Genomic DNA, 1,598 nt, shown 5'->3' on the forward strand with positions numbered 1-1,598 from the left:
GCGCCCCCCAAAATACATATTCACGGCGCCCGGAATACCGCTGCACGCCTTGAAAGTTCAGCTTTTTTACCCCTGACCGATCAGTCAGCAATTCTTTTGGCGAATGGCCATCCTTGCCTGAACTTTTGAAAAACGCCTCGGGTCACACCGAGTAACCATACTGGAACGGCCGTTTAAATAAACGCGCCCTGGCGCCCGCGCCAAAACAGACGTCACGGCTTCGGTCCCAGCATGGATTCGTGTTTTTTCAGGAGTTTTCCAATGGAGTTGAAGCCTATGAATACCTGCACTGCCAAACCCTCATCCACTGGCCTGCGCGGCCTGAAGTTGGCTGCCCTGGCTATCGGTAGCAGCTTCATCCTGGCCGGTTGTGCCGGCAATCCACCTTCGGAGCAATACGCGGTCACGCAATCGGCGGTCAACAGCGCCGTCAGCGCCGGCGGCACCGAGTTCGCCGCGGTGGAAATGAAAGCGGCCCAGGACAAACTCAAGCAAGCCGAAATCGCCATGCACGATGAAAACTATGAAGAGGCCAAGCGTCTGGCCGAACAGGCTGAATGGGATGCCCGCGTCGCCGAGCGCAAGGCCCAGGCCGCCAAGGCCGAACAGGCTCTCAAGGACTCTCAGAAAGGGGTTCAGGAACTGCGTCAGGAAGGCATGAACAAGGCTCAGTAAACCGCTCACGCCACGACGTATTTCTCATCGATAAAAGGACGACAGACTATGACGCACAAACATTTCATGATGCCCGCCCTGCTTGCCGCCTGCGTAGCCCTGGCCGCTTGCTCCCACGACCCGAACGCGAACCTGGAACAGGCGCGCACCAACTACAACGGGCTGCAGGCCGATCCGGCGGCGACCAAAGTGGCTGCGCTGGAAACCAAGGACGCCGCCGATTTCCTGGCCAAGGCCGACAAGGCCTACATGGATAACGAAGACGAAGCCAAGGTCGACCAGTTGGCCTACCTGACCAACCAGCGTGTCGAAGTGGCCAAGCAGACCATCGCCCTGCGCAACGCCGAAGCCGAGCTGAAAAACGCCGGTGACGAACGCGCCCGTGCATTGCTGGAAGCCCGCAACGCGCAGATCAAGCAGTTGCAGGACAGCCTCAACGCCAAGCAGACCGAGCGCGGTACGCTGGTGACCTTCGGCGACGTGCTGTTTGCCACCAACAAATCAGACCTGCGCGCCAGCGGCATGACCAATGTGAGCAAGCTCGCGCAGTTCCTCCAGGAAAACCCCGACCGCAAGGTGATCATCGAAGGCTACACCGACAGCACCGGTTCGGATTCCTATAACCAATCGTTGTCCGAACGCCGCGCCAGCTCCGTGCGCACCGAACTGGTGAAGATGGGCGTCGACCCGGCTCGTATCGTGACCCAGGGCTATGGCAAGGAATTCCCGGTCGCCGACAACACCAGCGTCTCGGGCCGCGCCATGAACCGTCGTGTGGAAGTGACCATCTCCAACGACAACCAGCCCGTTGCTCCGCGCTCGACCATGAGCGCCAACTGATCGGTTGAGTGCAACTGAAAAGCCCCGCCTGGTTTCGTCAGGCGGGGCTTTTTCATGGCCGCATATATTTGGCTGTACCCCTT

The 1,598-nt window shown here is 59.4% G+C and carries 2 protein-coding genes; both read left to right on the forward strand.

From position 1 onward, the window contains the following. The first annotated feature begins 261 nt into the window (after window positions 1–261). Window positions 262–675, forward strand: coding sequence for a DUF4398 domain-containing protein (locus OC610_RS27045; protein ID WP_264432392.1), 414 nt, complete (start codon window positions 262–264; stop codon window positions 673–675). A gap of 48 nt (window positions 676–723) precedes the next feature. Then, on the forward strand, window positions 724–1,515 hold the full coding sequence (locus OC610_RS27050; RefSeq protein ID WP_264432394.1) for an OmpA family protein: 792 nt from the start codon (window positions 724–726) through the stop codon (window positions 1,513–1,515). Window positions 1,516–1,598: the final 83 nt, after the last annotated feature.

The organism is Pseudomonas agronomica (assembly GCF_025917275.1).
GTDB lineage: Bacteria > Pseudomonadota > Gammaproteobacteria > Pseudomonadales > Pseudomonadaceae > Aquipseudomonas > Aquipseudomonas agronomica.